Source organism: Marinobacter alkalisoli (genome assembly GCF_045449795.1).
Lineage (GTDB): Bacteria > Pseudomonadota > Gammaproteobacteria > Pseudomonadales > Oleiphilaceae > Marinobacter.
On sequence record NZ_JBJJLB010000042.1, the window covers coordinates 117,844 to 132,817 of the forward strand.

Consider the following 14,974-nt stretch of genomic DNA (forward strand, 5'->3'; position numbering starts at 1 on the left):
GAAGGAGTTACACCATGAAATCCATGCTCAAGAAGACTGCCCTGGCCGCGATGATCGGCCTGTCGACACCGGCACTGGCCAGTCTGGCCTATGTATCCAATGAGAAGGACGACACTATTTCGATCATCGATACGGACTCCATGAACGTGGTCGAAACCATTGATGTAGGGCAGCGCCCTCGGGGCATCCTGCTGTCCAAGGACCATACCAAGCTGTACATCTGCGCCAGCGATGACGACACCGTGCAGGTGCTGGATCTGGCCACCCGCAAAATCGTCGACACCCTGCCCTCCGGTGAGGATCCGGAACAGTTCTCTCTGCACCCCAACAACAAACACCTGTACATCGCCAATGAAGACGACGCCATCGTGACGGTGGTGGACGTCAACACCAAGGACGTACTGGCCCAGATCGATGTCGGCATCGAACCGGAAGGCATGGCGGTCAGCCCTGACGGCATATGGGCGGTGAACACCAGTGAAACCACAAGCATGCTGCACTGGATCAACACCGAAACCTTCGAGATCGAGAAGAACATCGTTGTTGGCCAGCGCCCCCGCCACGTGGAGTTCAGCAAGGACAGCAAGATTGCCTGGGCCTCGGCGGAGATCGGCGGCACAGTGCACATCATCGATGTGGACAACCTGGAACAGATCCACGAGATGTCCTTCAAGGTGCCCGGCGTCAACCAGGACCGGGTCCAGCCCGTGGGTATCGAACTGACCTCCGACGGCAAGTACGCCTTCGTGGCCCTCGGCCCCTCCAATCACGTGGCGGTGGTGGATGCCCAAACCTATGAGGTGCTGGATTACTTGCTGGTGGGCAGCCGGGTCTGGCAGCTGGATCTCGACAAGGACGAAAAACACCTCTATACCACTAACGGTGTGTCCGGCGATGTGTCGGTCATCGACGTGGAGGACCTGAAGGTGATCAAATCCATCAAGGTGGGCCGCTATCCCTGGGGTGTGGTCATTGATCCCTCTTCATAACACCAGCATGACTATTGAAGCCAGAAACATCAGCTTTCGCTACGGCGACAAGCCTGTGCTCAAGGAGGTCAGCTTCGCGCTGACCTCTGGCCGTTTTCATGCCCTGCTGGGCCCCAATGGCGCCGGCAAGTCAACGCTGTTCGGGTTGCTGACCCGACTGCTGGCACTGCAGCAGGGGGAGCTCCTGTTAGCCGGACAGTCATTGAAGAAGCAGCCGTCCGAGGCGATGCGACAGATCGGTGTGGTATTCCAGCAGAACGCCCTGGACCTGGACCTGACCGTGCGCCAGAACCTGCTCTACCACGCCGCACTCCATGGTCTTTCCCGCAAGGAAGCCCGCAAACGGGGCGATCGGGAGCTGGCGCGTTTCGACTTGCTGGAACGGGCGAACGATCCGGTACGGAAACTCAATGGCGGCCATCGCCGACGGGTGGAAATTGCCCGCGCCCTGCTCCATGAGCCCTCACTGCTGCTGCTTGACGAACCCACCGTAGGCCTGGATGTCGCCAGCCGCAAAGCGCTGAATGATCACGTCCGCACACTGTGTGATGAGGCGGGGCTGACGGTTCTGTGGGCCACCCACCTGATTGAGGAGGTGCGTCAGGACGACCGGGTGCTGATCCTGCATCGGGGGCAGCTACTGGCCGACGGTTCCGGCCAGGCCATTTGCGAGGCCGAGGGCACCCGCGACCTGGCGGAAACTTTCCACACCCTCACCGGAGCCGGATAACCATGAAAGCTGCGCATTACTGGCATTGTTTCGTTGGCATACAGACCCGGGAATGGCTGCGGTTCTGGCAGCAGCGCACCCGCTTTGCCAGCGCCCTGGTACGGCCGCTGTTGTGGCTGGTGGTGTTTGCCGCCGGTTTCCGGGCGGTGCTGGGGATATCCATTATTCCCCCCTACCAGACCTACATTACCTATGAGACTTACATCGCCCCCGGGCTGTGCGGCATGATCATTCTGTTCAACAGCATGCAGGGCGCCCTGTCCATGGTGTATGACCGGGAACTGGGTAGCATGCGGGTGTTGTTGATGAGTCCTCTACCACGGCCGTTTTTGCTGGTGACGAAGCTGCTGGCCATGGGGGTGGTGTCAGTTGGTCAGGTGTATGTGTTTCTGCTGTTGGCGTTGCTGGTGGATGTGGAGCCGCCGTTGTGGGGGTACCTGGCGGTGTTGCCGGCTTTGGTGCTGAGCAGTCTGATGCTCGGCGCACTGGGACTGCTGATTGCGACCTGGATCAAGCAGTTGGAGAACTTTGCCGGGGTGATGAACTTTGTCATCTTCCCGATGTTCTTCATGTCGTCGGCGCTTTACCCGCTGTGGCGGATGAACGAGGCCAGCCCGTGGCTGTATTGGATTTGCCAGTTCAATCCCTTTACCCATGCGGTGGAGGCGATCCGCTTCTCTCTGTATCTGGAGTGGAATCCGATGGCCTTTGGCATTACTGCGGGAGTTACTGTCGTTCTGGCGTTAATGGCGACGGCCGGGTTTAGGCCGCAGCGGACCAAGATACTTGGGACCAAGCCTGCCTGATTGGGTGGTAGTGGTCTGTGGGGACTAGGAGTCCGCCAGGTCAAGCCTTCGCAGCCTCCCCAACAACCCATCAATCAAACCAGCCTCACCGACCACATCATCCCACTGCAACCGCGCCGGCTTCCCATCCAGATACCACAACCGATTCGCCAGAATCTCAGCATCACCACCATCGTGCGTCACACAAATCATGGCCATGCCCGGATTGGCATCCAGAATACCGGCAATCAGTGCTTTTAACTCACCGGCCATCACCGGATCGAGTGACGCAAACGGCTCATCCAACAACAGCAGGTCCGGCTTAACCGCCAGGCAACGGGCAAGTGCAGCTCGCCGGGCCATGCCCAGGGAGAGTTGGTCCGGCAGGTAGTGGTCATATCCTTTCAGCCCCACACTGGCAAGAAGACCTTCTGCCTCTTCCTCTGTTGCGCCCACCAGTTGAAGGTTGGCTCTGAGGGTTCGCCAGGGTAACAAACGATGCTCCTGGAACAGGTAGCCGACCCGAAGTTGGTCGCGGCCGACGATTGCTTCCGAAGGGAGGGTGTTGTCGAGCCCGGCGATGGCGTTCAGCAGGGTCGTTTTGCCAATACCGGAGGGCCCAAGCAGGCAGATGCGATCCCCCCGCTCAATTGTGGCAAAGACTTCTCCCAACACAGGCTGACCAAAATCGCGACCGGCGATCCGCAGTTCAAGCATGGGCGGCCTCCGGCTGGCGCCAGCGGCTGGAGCGGCGTTCCAGGGGCTGCAGGATGGTCAGTTCAATCAGCTGGACCACAGCAATGAACGCCAGGCTGTAGGCCAGGATGGTGGCGACGTCGAAGACTTGGAAGGCGAGGTGGAGCTGAAAGCCGACGCCGCTGGAGCGGCCCAGCAATTCCACGACCAGGACGATTTTCCAGATCAGCGCCAGACCGCCGCGGGTGGCGGCCATCAGGTAGGGAAACAGTTGTGGTACCCACACCTCCCGAAAGCGCTGCCAGCGGGTGAATTCGTAGACGGTGGCCATTTGTTCAAGCCGGTAATCCAGGCTGCGGGCGCCTTCTCGGACCGTAACGGCGACGTTGGGCACCTTGTTGATCACAACGGCCATGACGGCCGCAACTTCAACCAATCCGAACCAGACGTACATCAGGATAATGGTGACCAGCGCGGGCAGATTGAGCAGCAACACCAGCAATGGGTCGAACAGCGCGTTGGTGGTGGCGGAACGTCCCATGCTGACACCAATGACGGTACCCAGGGACATGGCCAGCACAAAGGCCACCGCTACACGACTGAAGGTGGCGCCCAGGTGATGCCAGAGATCTCCGGACGCAGCCTCTCGTACCAGTGTATCCAGCACTTGAAGTGGTGTTGGCAACAGCGGCGACTGGATCAACCAAGCGATGAATGCCCAGATGACTACGAAGCCTGGCAGTACTACCCAGTAACTCCATAAGGGTGGGCGCGCTTTCACAGCATGGCCCTTGAGGTTAGTCATGGCTCACTCCGGTAGAAGAGCGAGGCTGGCATAAGATTGTCTTCCGCAGCGCCGGTGAGCACCAGAAGCCGGCGCAGGTCGGCGGTTCGCTGGTCGGTTTGTGGCGCCGGCGTACCAGCGACGAATCCGTCACGGAGTGCCTGAAAAATGCCTGTGTCCGGGTTACCCATCAGTGGCCGGAGGCGCTCCCAGTGAGCGGGATTCTCAACCAGCTCGGCTTTTGCTTCGCGCAGGGAATCGGCAAAGCGCCGGACCAGAGATGGATGCTCCCGCGCCCAACGCGCCGGAAAGACATAGCCCAGTACGGGAAGGTTGGTATCCAGATTCAGGGCGGTCAGCAGGTCGGCCATCCGGAACGCAGAGCGCCAGCCGCCCTCGCCTTTGAGACGAGCGGCAAAATGCCAGTAGGTGACGATCACATCCACCTGCCCCCGCTTGAGGGCCTGGTTGAGCAGTGGCGGTGCTGCGAACTGAACATCCGCGGAATCTGACAGGTTGAGCCCCTGTTGGGCCGCGACTTTCTGCAGCAGTATCCAGCCCTTGCTGTCCGGACCACCGGCTACGCCGATTCGCTTGCCGGCGAGGTCTGCCACGGATTGGATGGTAGAGCCGTCCGCCACCACAATGTCGCCAATCTGGCTGGAAAACGGAAGATACAGGTAGGGGGTGCCGGCCTGGTAGCGGGATTGCGCCCAGAGCAGATCCGCCACAGCGCCACTCACCGACCCGCTGGTAACCCCAAGGCGGGAGGCCGGCAGGTTGGCCACCGGCGTCAGCTCCAGGCGGTAGCCATGCTTCCGGTCCAGGCCCCGGTGAAGGATATGGTCAAGCTCCCAGTGCGCTGTGCCGAACTGCAATACACTGATCGACACCACCGGGTACCCGCCTGGCGCACCCGCACGAACACCGGGCACGACTGCGGACGCCACCATCAGCGTCAACGCAACGAGCCAGATGGCACGGCAGCTGGCTAATGATGGCTTGGAATGACGCATTGTTACGGGCTGTTGGCTCATCCTTCCACGATACGAAGCCCTTCGCCGCGCAAGAATAGTACTTTGGTGCCTGTTTTTTGGTGCGATGGTCGCATTCAACCAGAGGCGCGGATAGCGTGTAATGAAATCATCACAATAATAAACAGAGGGTCGACTCCGTTTCCGGAGATTCTCTGCACAGGAGGCCGCCATGCTGAATGAGCTCGATGCCGCACTCACGTCCGAAAAGCGCTATCATGATTCGGAAGCACTCCCCGATAATGAAAACAAACAGGTAGAACCATCCATGGAGCCGGCTTACAAGATACTGATCGCCGACGACCACCCGCTGTTCCGTGAAGCTATCAGCAGTGTGATCGCTTCCGGGTTCGAGGGCAGTGAGATCATTGAAACCGATGATCTGGACAGCGCCCTGGACATTACCCGGGAGAATGACGACCTGGACCTGATCCTGCTGGACCTGAACATGCCCGGCATGCACGGGCTGAACGGCCTGATTACCCTGCGCAACGAAGCGCCCACCATTCCCGTGGTGATAGTCTCGGCGGAAGAAGACAAACAGGTCGTGTTGCAGGCCATCACCTACGGCGCGGTCGGTTTTATTACCAAGTCATCGCCAAGAGCCCAGATGACCGAAGCCATCCAGCAGATTCTCAATGGCAATGTCTACCTGCCTTCGGACATCATCCGCACCGGCAAGGAAAGCAACAGCCGCCGCAGCCGCCATGAAGACAACCCGATTTCACCGGAGCTGCTGAACTCCCTGACACGTCGCCAACTGCTGGTACTCGAGCGTATGTCCAAGGGCGAATCCAACAAACAGATTGCCTACAACCTGAATATCGCCGAGACCACGGTGAAGGCCCATGTATCGGCCATTTTGCGCAAGCTTGGTGTGCACAATCGGGTACAGGCCATTCTGTCCGCCAGTGATGTGGATTTCAGTCAGTACCTGAAACGGTAAACCGGTTTATCAGGCTTATTTGTCGGATTACGGCTTTGGCTAATCCGACCTACGTTGCAAACATTTGATCCCATTCCGCGTAGGTCGGATTAGCGAAGCGTAATCCGACATCCACCGCCGATCTCAGCTTCTTAACAGGTGGCTCAGCGCACTGCGCAACTTCAGCGGTTTCACCGGCTTGTTCATCAACAGGTACCCCAGCTCGCGGATATGCTGTTTGAGCTCGTTGGTGTAGTTGGCGGTAATCATCACCACCGGCGCCGGGCAACGGCGGCGGCCGTTGATCTCCGCCACCACATCCACGCCATTTTCATCGTTGTCCAGATGGTAGTCCGCCAGGATCAGGTCCACCGGGCTGTCAGCCGGGTCCATTTGGCGCTCCAGATCCTCCAGAGACACCGCCGTCACCACACGGCAGTCCCAGCCTTCCAGCAAGGTTTTCATGCCCTGGCAGATGGACGGATCATTGTCGATCACCCAGATCCGGGCGCCGCCCAGACCGCTGTCGAAGGACACCGACCGGTTCTGGTCCTCAGCCGGTCGCTTGGGCTGCAGCCGGCCAAGGGGAACCTTGACGCTGAACACGGAACCCTTGCCTTCGGTGGAAGACACACTCACCTCATGGCCGAGCATGCGCGAGATCTTGTCCACGATGGCCAGCCCCAAACCCAGTCCCTTGTCGGGCTGTGAACCGGATGGCCGGATGCGTTTGAATTCCTGGAAGATCTCGGTCAGCTTGTCTTCCGGGATCCCCGGGCCGGTATCCCAGACCTGCAACAGAACGTGATCCTGCCGCCGTCGGCAACCCAGCAGGATGCGGCCATTGCCGGTATAGCGGATGGCGTTGGTGAGAAAGTTCCTGAGAATCCGCGCCAGAAGCTGAGAATCGGACTCCACAATCGCGGAGCTGGCAACGAAATCCAGCCGCAGATCTTCAGCCGTGGCCATTTGCCGGAATTCCCGGGCGATGTTATTGAGCAGGTCCCGCAGATCGAACGCGGTCACGTCGGGCTTGATCACCCCGGCATCCAGCTTGGAGATGTCCACCAGGGTGCCCAACAGGTTCTCCACGTCATCCAGGGAGGTGCTCACCGACCGCACCAGCCCCTCAGCCTTGGGCCCGAACGACTGTTCCAGAAGCGCACTGGTGAACAGGCGGGCGGCGTTCAGGGGTTGCAGCAGATCATGACTGACGGCGGCCAGGAACTTGGTCTTGGACAGGTTCGCCCGCTCCGCCTCCAGCTTGGCGTCCCGCAGCCTGGCTTCTACCGCGGCCCGCTCGGTAATTTCCTGGCGCAACTGATTGTTCAAGCCGGTCAACGCCGAGGTACGCTCCTTGACCCGCCGCTCCAGATTGTCGTAGGCCTGTTCCAGCGCCAGGGCGGTCTTGCGACGATCGGTAATGTCCCGGATCAACACGAAGAACCCGGTGACATCGCCGTCCTCGTCGATGTTGGGTACATAGGATCGCAGCATGTAACGCACATCACCCTGCTCGCCGGTTTCCTCAAACTCGAAGGTGACGCTGTTTCCCGCCAGCGCCTGTCGCATCTGCGGCAACAGGCGCTGGTACAGATCGGGGGAGTGCACCTCATCCAATGGCCGGCCAAGAGGCGACTCGCCGGAGCGGCCATACCAGGACTCGTACACCTTGTTGCAGAACTGCACCGTGAGATCCGCACCCACATAAGCTATCAGCGCTGGCACATGGTCTGTCACCACACGGATCCAGCGTTCACTTTCCTCCAGCGCCTTGATACGACGGGCCATCTCACTGTTCTTGACGTCGGTGATGTCGGAATAGAGCACCACCAGGCCACCCTCACGGGTGGGCCGCTCGGTCATCTGTACCCAGCGGTCGTTGGCGAGCAGGAAGACAACGCCCTCCGAATCCGGGTGGCTGTGCTCCTCAACAACCAGACCGGAACTGACCGCCTGCGCCTTCACATCCACTATGGAGGTGCCCGGCTCTGGCACCTCCACACCGGCGTGGTGCCAGTAGCTGCGAAAACGACTGTTGCTCTGGATCAGGCGGTGCTGGTGATCGAACAGAACAAAGCCGTCGGCAATGCTTTCAATCGCATCGCTGAGGCGCTGGCGGGTGGTTTCGGCTTCGACGCGGGCGCGGCTCAGGGCCTTGTTACTGGCTTTAAGCTCCTCCATGGTCTGGTTGAGGGCCTCGGTGCGCTCGCGCACCTGCTCCGCCAGCACCACGGAATGTTCAAAGGCGGCGTAGGGTTCAGGCTTGTGGGAGGAGCCGGACTCCACCCGAACAATCAGGGCATCACGGATGCGGCGCAGGCGTTCATTCTCCGCTTCCAGCTCGGCGATGCGCCGGTCCCTGTCATCAGCGGCAGTGTCACTCTTGCACGGCACGGGCTTCAGGTTGGCCAATGACCACCCCCGTAAAGGTCTGGTTAATGTGCATACCGTCGAACTGCTCGCCGTATGTGTTGAAACCGATCACCTTGTGATGGCGCAGGAATTCGGACACCGCTTCCACTTCCCCGGTCAGCTCAGCTTCCAGCCGACGCAGAAAGCAGTCACACCCAATGGTCACCAGCGGTGGCCCCACCACCCGCTCGGATGCTTCAATCTGGGCCCGCACACTGTCCAGCAGGCCTTCGGGCTCCATGGCCGTCATCACAATGCCGGTTTCCACGGCACAGTAGAATGTGAGGCTCTTGTCCGGGTTGACCCGCTGAACCGAACGCACAAAGTAATGCCCGCCGATTTTTACGCCCATGGGCCGCAGGGCGAACACCTTACGGTCCAAGGCATCCACATCTACGCCAACGGCACGGGCATACGCATCTGCTGCAGGCTCGGCATTGAGTTCATACACGGTGCGACTTTCCGCGCAGGCATCGGTAACCACCAGTTTTTCAGTGCGTTCAACCATGTGGTGGGTGGAAAAGACTCGGAAATCCAGTGGCGTATTGACCAGTAGAACCGTCGCCGCTCCGGTATGGAACTGGCCGTCATAGTACACGTGGGTATTGGCAAGGCGCTCGTCGTCACCGGCTGATCCGCCGAATTGCGGGATGGTGCCCAGGGCCGCATTGAGCGTCGCCAGCACCAGCTCCTCCCGGCTGGAAAGACCGTCCAGCAAGGTAATCGCAAAGGTATTGCCCTTCACCGGCGCGAGCCTGGCATCGCGGCATGTGGACAGCAGGCCGTCAATGACGCCCTGGGCATCCTGCAGGGTAAACCGGTCGAGCTCGCGAATCAGCGCGCAATCAATGGCAAAGTATCGATTATCGAAGCCAATGGCGGTAATGCATCCGCGGCCATAGCCCTCCGGTGTAATCTCCCCGGCTGACGTACACCCGCACACACGCACGCCCTGAAAAGCATGCTCAAGGGCAATGCCGAGACGGCCGAGATCGTATTCCGCGGAACAAAAGAACAGTACACAACCCAGGTGCTCATGGTTCAACTGACTGGCGAGATTGGTGGCTGCCAGCATCGGGTCGCGAACACTGGAGCTCGCTACCCGGACGGCGGGCAGGGTCGTCGCTGGCTTCATAAATGCGGATCCCGGAAATGGATGACTTTCCACCGATTCTACGGCATCCGCAAACGCAGCCAATGCGACTTCAGTGCTTTTAATGGGCGCGCCAAAATGATCGTAAGCCATTGATTAAAAACCCTCCTGAATCAATGCCTGGCGGCGCGGCCGGTTTGCACGAAGACAAACCGGCACTTTAGTCTTAGATGACCCGGTGCTACGGACGACCTCCCGTCTTCCACAGCAAGGTCTACTGCTTAGAACGTTACGACAGCGCCGAGGGCAAGAGTATCGGCATCCACTGCAGTAGCGCCCGTGGATTTGGCTTCCTGCTCGAACATGTTGTATTCGGCAACCAACTTGAAGTTACTGTTCACATCATGGAACACGGCAAGGGAGGTGTTCTCCGTCTCGAAATCCGCCTGATCAGAATCCGTTTCGCCGTAGGAGGCCACGAAGCGATTGCTACCCAGCGTGTAAGACGCCTGGACCAGATAGCCATCGGCATCTTCTTCCGAAGGCAGTGCGCCATCGGTGAGCAGAACCGGCGCGTCCCCTTCCGATGTGAAACCGGAAGCCGTCAGTGAAAAGCCTGCCACCGCCGCTTTCAGACCGTAGCCGATACCCTGGCTGTCGATCTCGGTGGTCGCATTTTCTGAGCTCTGATGACGACCATTGACCCAACCGGTCAATGCCAGGCCACTAAGGTCGGCGCTGTAGGTGACTTCCGCCTCAAAGCGGGGTGCTGACTGCTCGGATTGGGCACCGGGCGTGGTATCCGCTGGCTCAAAGATACCGGCAGCCACTTTCAGACCACCCATATCGGGAGACCGGTAGGTGATCTGAGCCGACGGATTCGGATACGGGTAGCCGGTGCGGATGTTACCGAAAGAAACGCCGGTGGCCGCACCCGGGGAGCCAAAGCCCATGAGAATTTCGTCGAGGAAGATGTTGGAGCGGGCGTATAAACCGAAGTCCTTACCGATCAGAACCTGACCGAAAGAACCATCCACTGTGGCATACAACTGACGAACATCGATTGCCGTATCGGTTGGCGACTGAAGGCTGTCATTGATCGTGCTCCAGAATGAAGAACGGCCACCCATCGTCAGATCGCCCACTTCCTTACTGAAGTTGAAACCAATGGTGTTCGGCAGAAAGCCCATCTTGACGTCTGAGCTGCGGGTATCGGCCACCTTGTCGTCACGGTTTACATAGAAAGCGTTGAAGTAACCGTCGACGGAAAAGCTGGTGCCGTCTTCGTTGTAAATTTCAACGGCTGCATTGGCGCCGGCGCTTACCCCCATGGCAGCAGCCATCGCAATCGCTAACCCTGACTTTCGAAAATTGTTGTTGTTCATAGTTCCCCCGGTTGTTTTTGGAAATCTGGGATCGGGGTGCCGAGTAATCCGGCCGCCCCAGGCGTAGGTCTGTCGCCTGAATTCCATGGTCGGTTAAGGCTGGAGTGGGGAAAATGCGCCAAGGGGGCAGGTTTTCTGATCTTTTAGGAGGCCTGTAAATCAGGACTTTGGGATTAATACCCGCCAGATACGGGCAATGACAGCGGAATAAAATGGGAAGGCGGGTCAGCCGGTGAGAGCATCCAGTTCTTCGAGGCAATCTGCCAGGAAGCGCGAAGGGGATGCCATGACGGCCTCATCGGCCACGACCCCAAACTGAACCGAGCCAGCGTAACTGACAATACTCACCCCCAGGCCGATGTCCCCGGCCTGGGGTACCCAGAACATCTGCTCAGTGATGCGGCAACCGGCCAGGTAACGCTCCTCACGGGATCCGGGCACGTTGGACACCACCGCGCTGGCCTTGCGACAGAACACATCGGCCACCGGCTGACGCCAAGACTCAGGCACCAGCGAGGCGCTGGCGGTCAATCCCCAGGCAATGCCGGGCTGCCAGCTTTTCTTCAGCCGGCGGGTTTCATGCTTGATCCGGTAGAGCCGCTCCAGCGAGCTTTCGCCGTCCACCGGCAGAGGAACGAAAACCGTGCCGAAACAATTGCCCAGGGTACCGGACTCAGGCTTGATGCCGGCGGGCAGCTGACCGCGAATGTCTACCGGGACAGCCGCGTGGAGCACGGCCTCGTCCAGGTCCACCTGACCGGCGGCCAGCTGCTTGCGCACGGCGGCCGCCACACAGCTGAGCAACACGTCATTGATGGTCACCCCGGTCAGCCGGGCAATCTCCTGGAAGCGTGACAACGCCACGGGGGCCGACCAGCAGCATTGACGCCGCCCCAACAAGTCATGTTTCAGGGAGGACGGCGAGTCTTCCGGTTCCACCAGGAACTGGCTGACCTCGTTCACCAGTTTCAGGCCCGTCTGGGCAACCCGTTCCAGTACTTTGCCAGCATCCTGCAGGCTGCCGGAGGAACCTTCGGCGTGTCCTTCCATGTCACCGGAGCGGTTTCCGGATGCCTCTGCCAGTTCACTGCCGATCAGTTCCCGGAACCAGGCGCCTGCCGCCAGGCTCCAGCGTTGCAGGTCCGGTGTTTCCGGCGCTCCGTAAAGCGCAGGCAGCTGCTGCGGGGACGGCGGGCAAATCCGTTCAAAGATCCCCAACAGCGACAACCCGTCGGCATAGCAATGATGCATCCGCAATAGCAGGGCGGCACCGCCCTCGGCGTTGGGCGCGAGCCAGAATTTCCAGAGCGGTCGGTAGTCCGGCAGGGGCTGGTTCAGCCGGGCGGACACCCATTCCTGGAGCTGATGCGGGGAAAACGCGTCCGGGGTGACGCGCAGGTGGTGCTTCAGATCGAATACCGGGTCGGCTTCCCACCACCAGCCCGGCGCCCGGCGTACAGGCATGTATCGGAACCGCTGCCAGGCCAGCCAGTAGACCTCCAGAAACTCCCGCAGGCGCGTTTCCGTCAGGCCCTCCACCCGCAGCATGACTGTGATGGTCATCGGGTTTTCAGGTCGTTCCAGGGCCAGCCATGCTGAATCCACAGGTAACAGGAGATGTGAGTCCTCTTGATTCAAATCTGGCTGTCCCCGGATGGATTGACGAACGTTGAATGAATGGCCAATCCCGCATTGTGCCAGACAAGTACAAACGTCTCCATATAAGGCGCGCGCGCCCCGGAATTACAAAAAATTACGCGCAGGTAACCTTTCGCCTCTATACTGGTTATAACACTTAATGGAATGGTTATTACTGAGCCCGGGGCGGGTTTCGACGTGCCACCAGACAGTCTATTGGCCGTGGGCCTTCGTATATTGAGTAACCAGTGCCAATAACTCTGGCCCGGGAACGCGTTAAAACAGTGACTATCAGCACACACCAATTCCAAAAGTTGTCTTCGACGGTGCTGACAGGAGAGCGGTTATGAAAGCGAGCCATGTTCGCAAACTGATACAACCGATTGAAAGCGCCTACTCCGAGATGTTCTCGGGGAGAGTCTACCGTGTAGGCAAGGGTGCAGTTTCCGTCCGCAACCACAGCGGCAAGGCGGAACAGACGGTTATTGGTGTGCACGGTTTCCTGGAGAACCACTGTTACTTCACGCAGGCCTATGAGGCGCCCACCACCGAGCTCATCCTGCTGACCTGCAGCAACTACCACATCCCGGTCAACGGCGTGACCCCGGAAACCCCGGAGTGGGAAGTGCCCATCAAGCACCTCGAAGGCACCATCGAGTACGACGCCTGCATACTGAACCAGGCCGTCGCCAACCTTCCCGGCACTGACAATATTCGTGTTCACGGTCATTCCCGGGGCGGCGCCGTCATTCTGGAGGCCATTCGCCAGTGGCCGGAACTCTATGACAACGCGGAAGTCGTCCTGGAAGCGCCGGTGCTACCCCAGGGCAAGCTCCACGGCCTGGTCACCACCATATTGGAGCCGGTCAGCCACGGCATGTGGCCCTGGCTGATCCGCCTGATCAACACCGCGCCGTCTTCTGCCTATGGCCAGACCTTTTTTGGCAAGATGAATCCGCGCAAAAAGCAGTTGCTGAGCAAGCTGTTCTCAGCCACGAAGGATCACCTCACCATCGTGCGCAATATCGAAAACATCATGGACTGGATGGAGCGGACCGATACCAGCGTTTACAACAACGTACGTCACGGTACCTTCCTGATCCCGGGCGTGGACCGCATTCTGGACCGTAACGCAATGCTCGCCAGCGCGCGCCAGAGCCCTACCACCATGCGCATTGTCGAAACCCAGGCTCCCAGCCATTTCATAACCCTCGACAGCAAGGAGTGGGTTCCCGATTTCGAGACCCTGCCCACCGCCGCTCAGGGCTGATACTGCCATCTGATTGCCGGCTCCGGTAAACTCGCAGCTTTCCTGCCACAGGTTTACCGGAGCACCCCCCATGTACCGCGAGCGCCTCGTCGCCACTGAAGTCCACTCTGACAGCGCCCGTCGACTGCAGTACCTGCTGATCAACTATCACGACTTCCGCCAGCACAAGGCGTCTCACCCGCTGCTGGAAGACACTTTCCGGGTTGCCGACTGGCAGGCCGAGCGCCTGAAACGCACCCACCAGGATCTGTACCAACACCCGGGCTACCACACCGGCCTGGAGTTCCTGCTGACCGATCTCTACGCCCCGTCAACCATGACCCGTCGTGACGACAATATCGACCGGGTATTTCCGAAGATGGTGAAGTGGCTCCCCGACAATCTGCTGGATACCTTTGCGGGGCTGGTGGAACTGAACCTGATCACCCAGCAACTGGACCTGGACCTGACGGAAACACTCCAGCGCCATGGCGTGCCCAGCCAGGAATTAACCAACACTCAATACTGTGCGGCTTTTCGCGCCAGCCCCGGCCTGGAACAACGTCACCGCCAGATTGCCCTGGTCGCCGAGGTCGGCCAGCAACTGGATCACTACGTCCGCAACCGCACCCTGGGCTGGCTGCTCAGCATGACCCGCGGTCCGGCGGAAATGGCAGACCTGAGCGACCTGCACAGCTTCCTGCACCGGGGCTATACCGCGTTTCGCAAGATGGAAGACGTTGACGCCCTGATCGAACGGCTGGTCACCCGGGAGGAGCGAGTGCTGGACAACATCCTCAACCGGGTCCCAGAGCCGTTCAATCTCCCCGACGATCTGTGACCCGGGAGACGGCCGCTGGATCAGGCCTTGAGAATCTGATCCAGTTGAGAGTGAATTTCCTGCTCGATCCGTGACTTGAAGGGCCTCAGCAGCATGCCCAGTTCCAGGTGAATGTGCAGGTCATTGTGGTCGATGCTCAATTGGCCTTTCACACCACTGCGTTTAAACCGCATCACATCCCCTTCCCACTGGTAGTTCACATCAAACTGCCGGGACAGATCCTGGGCCAGGGTTTCCGCCGCCTCACGAGCGTGCGCCTTGTCCAGGGAATGAGCGCGATGAACATCGATAACAGACATGAATCGGGATTCTCTTTAAAAATGGGAGGTTTTATAGTTTAAGGGGGTAATAAACTTGTAGCCACCCCCCTAACCGTTAGAATACGGGGTTCAGATTCTGACAGGACACCC

General features: G+C 59.4%; 14 protein-coding genes. 6 read left to right on the forward strand and 8 right to left on the reverse strand.

What is annotated here, in order from left to right:
• Window positions 1-14: 14 nt before the first annotated feature.
• The 3 genes from ACJO3M_RS17700 to pedC are packed head-to-tail and all read left to right on the forward strand — an operon-like array spanning window position 15 to window position 2,525.
• Window positions 15-989 (forward strand): YVTN family beta-propeller repeat protein, encoded by a 975-nt coding sequence (locus ACJO3M_RS17700; RefSeq protein WP_407002711.1) that lies wholly within the window; start codon window positions 15-17, stop codon window positions 987-989.
• 7 nt (window positions 990-996) lie between these two features.
• The gene (gene pedB, locus ACJO3M_RS17705; protein ID WP_407002875.1) at window positions 997-1,719 is read left to right on the forward strand and encodes a lanthanide ABC transporter ATP-binding protein PedB/LutE; all 723 of its coding nucleotides are present in this window, start codon (window positions 997-999) and stop codon (window positions 1,717-1,719) included.
• Window positions 1,720-1,721: 2 nt separating this feature from the next.
• Window positions 1,722-2,525, forward strand: coding sequence for a lanthanide ABC transporter permease protein PedC (gene pedC, locus ACJO3M_RS17710; protein WP_407002712.1), 804 nt, complete (start codon window positions 1,722-1,724; stop codon window positions 2,523-2,525).
• A gap of 24 nt (window positions 2,526-2,549) precedes the next feature.
• On the opposite strand, the gene ACJO3M_RS17715 is transcribed toward pedC, so the two are convergent.
• Genes ACJO3M_RS17715 through ACJO3M_RS17725 form a run of 3 tightly spaced genes read right to left on the reverse strand, consistent with a single transcriptional unit; the run spans window position 2,550 to window position 5,000 of the window.
• A complete protein-coding gene (locus ACJO3M_RS17715; protein WP_407002713.1) occupies window positions 2,550-3,221 on the reverse strand; it encodes an ATP-binding cassette domain-containing protein in 672 nt (223 codons plus the stop codon).
• On the reverse strand, window positions 3,214-4,005 hold the full coding sequence (locus ACJO3M_RS17720; RefSeq protein ID WP_407002714.1) for an ABC transporter permease: 792 nt from the start codon (window positions 4,003-4,005) through the stop codon (window positions 3,214-3,216). Before ACJO3M_RS17720 ends, ACJO3M_RS17715 begins: the two co-directional genes overlap by 8 nt.
• The gene (locus ACJO3M_RS17725) at window positions 4,002-5,000 is read right to left on the reverse strand and encodes an ABC transporter substrate-binding protein (protein WP_407002715.1); all 999 of its coding nucleotides are present in this window, start codon (window positions 4,998-5,000) and stop codon (window positions 4,002-4,004) included. Before ACJO3M_RS17725 ends, ACJO3M_RS17720 begins: the two co-directional genes overlap by 4 nt.
• Window positions 5,001-5,286: 286 nt before the next feature.
• Between ACJO3M_RS17725 and ACJO3M_RS17730 the strand changes: the two genes are divergently transcribed.
• Complete coding sequence (locus ACJO3M_RS17730; RefSeq protein WP_406987710.1) at window positions 5,287-5,964, forward strand: response regulator; 678 nt, start codon at window positions 5,287-5,289, stop codon at window positions 5,962-5,964.
• A gap of 123 nt (window positions 5,965-6,087) precedes the next feature.
• Here ACJO3M_RS17730 and ACJO3M_RS17735 read toward each other — a convergent pair whose 3' ends face one another.
• The 4 genes from ACJO3M_RS17735 to ACJO3M_RS17750 form a co-directional block, all read right to left on the reverse strand.
• On the reverse strand, window positions 6,088-8,358 hold the full coding sequence (locus tag ACJO3M_RS17735; protein WP_407002716.1) for a NahK/ErcS family hybrid sensor histidine kinase/response regulator: 2,271 nt from the start codon (window positions 8,356-8,358) through the stop codon (window positions 6,088-6,090).
• Window positions 8,324-9,493 (reverse strand): nitric oxide-sensing protein NosP, encoded by a 1,170-nt coding sequence (nosP, locus tag ACJO3M_RS17740; RefSeq protein WP_407002876.1) that lies wholly within the window; start codon window positions 9,491-9,493, stop codon window positions 8,324-8,326. Before nosP ends, ACJO3M_RS17735 begins: the two co-directional genes overlap by 35 nt.
• A 239-nt stretch (window positions 9,494-9,732) precedes the next feature.
• Entirely contained in the window at window positions 9,733-10,836 is a 1,104-nt protein-coding gene (locus ACJO3M_RS17745) for a porin (protein WP_407002717.1), read from the reverse strand.
• Between the two features lie 225 nt (window positions 10,837-11,061).
• Window positions 11,062-12,474: a WS/DGAT domain-containing protein gene (locus ACJO3M_RS17750; RefSeq protein ID WP_407002718.1), complete on the reverse strand. Its 1,413-nt coding sequence runs from the start codon at window positions 12,472-12,474 to the stop codon at window positions 11,062-11,064.
• A 346-nt stretch (window positions 12,475-12,820) separates the two neighbouring features.
• Between ACJO3M_RS17750 and ACJO3M_RS17755 the strand changes: the two genes are divergently transcribed.
• Both ACJO3M_RS17755 and ACJO3M_RS17760 read left to right on the forward strand, forming a co-directional pair.
• Complete coding sequence (locus ACJO3M_RS17755) at window positions 12,821-13,744, forward strand: alpha/beta hydrolase (RefSeq protein ID WP_407002719.1); 924 nt, start codon at window positions 12,821-12,823, stop codon at window positions 13,742-13,744.
• A 70-nt stretch (window positions 13,745-13,814) separates the two neighbouring features.
• Complete coding sequence (locus ACJO3M_RS17760) at window positions 13,815-14,564, forward strand: DUF8198 family protein (protein ID WP_407002720.1); 750 nt, start codon at window positions 13,815-13,817, stop codon at window positions 14,562-14,564.
• 20 nt (window positions 14,565-14,584) lie between these two features.
• On the opposite strand, the gene ACJO3M_RS17765 is transcribed toward ACJO3M_RS17760, so the two are convergent.
• Window positions 14,585-14,863 (reverse strand): polyhydroxyalkanoic acid system family protein, encoded by a 279-nt coding sequence (locus ACJO3M_RS17765; RefSeq protein WP_407002721.1) that lies wholly within the window; start codon window positions 14,861-14,863, stop codon window positions 14,585-14,587.
• Between the last annotated feature and the right edge of the window lie 111 nt (window positions 14,864-14,974).

Coding starts and splice junctions, on each gene's coding strand:
- ACJO3M_RS17700 (WP_407002711.1), top strand. CDS start 15: ATGAAATCCATGCTCAAGAAGACTGCCCTGGCCGCGATGATCGGCCTG.
- pedB (WP_407002875.1), top strand. CDS start 997: ATGACTATTGAAGCCAGAAACATCAGCTTTCGCTACGGCGACAAGCCT.
- pedC (WP_407002712.1), top strand. CDS start 1,722: ATGAAAGCTGCGCATTACTGGCATTGTTTCGTTGGCATACAGACCCGG.
- ACJO3M_RS17715 (WP_407002713.1), bottom strand. CDS start 3,221: ATGCTTGAACTGCGGATCGCCGGTCGCGATTTTGGTCAGCCTGTGTTG.
- ACJO3M_RS17720 (WP_407002714.1), bottom strand. CDS start 4,005: ATGACTAACCTCAAGGGCCATGCTGTGAAAGCGCGCCCACCCTTATGG.
- ACJO3M_RS17725 (WP_407002715.1), bottom strand. CDS start 5,000: ATGCGTCATTCCAAGCCATCATTAGCCAGCTGCCGTGCCATCTGGCTC.
- ACJO3M_RS17730 (WP_406987710.1), top strand. CDS start 5,287: ATGGAGCCGGCTTACAAGATACTGATCGCCGACGACCACCCGCTGTTC.
- nosP (WP_407002876.1), bottom strand. CDS start 9,493: ATGAAGCCAGCGACGACCCTGCCCGCCGTCCGGGTAGCGAGCTCCAGT.
- ACJO3M_RS17745 (WP_407002717.1), bottom strand. CDS start 10,836: ATGAACAACAACAATTTTCGAAAGTCAGGGTTAGCGATTGCGATGGCT.
- ACJO3M_RS17755 (WP_407002719.1), top strand. CDS start 12,821: ATGAAAGCGAGCCATGTTCGCAAACTGATACAACCGATTGAAAGCGCC.
- ACJO3M_RS17760 (WP_407002720.1), top strand. CDS start 13,815: ATGTACCGCGAGCGCCTCGTCGCCACTGAAGTCCACTCTGACAGCGCC.
- ACJO3M_RS17765 (WP_407002721.1), bottom strand. CDS start 14,863: ATGTCTGTTATCGATGTTCATCGCGCTCATTCCCTGGACAAGGCGCAC.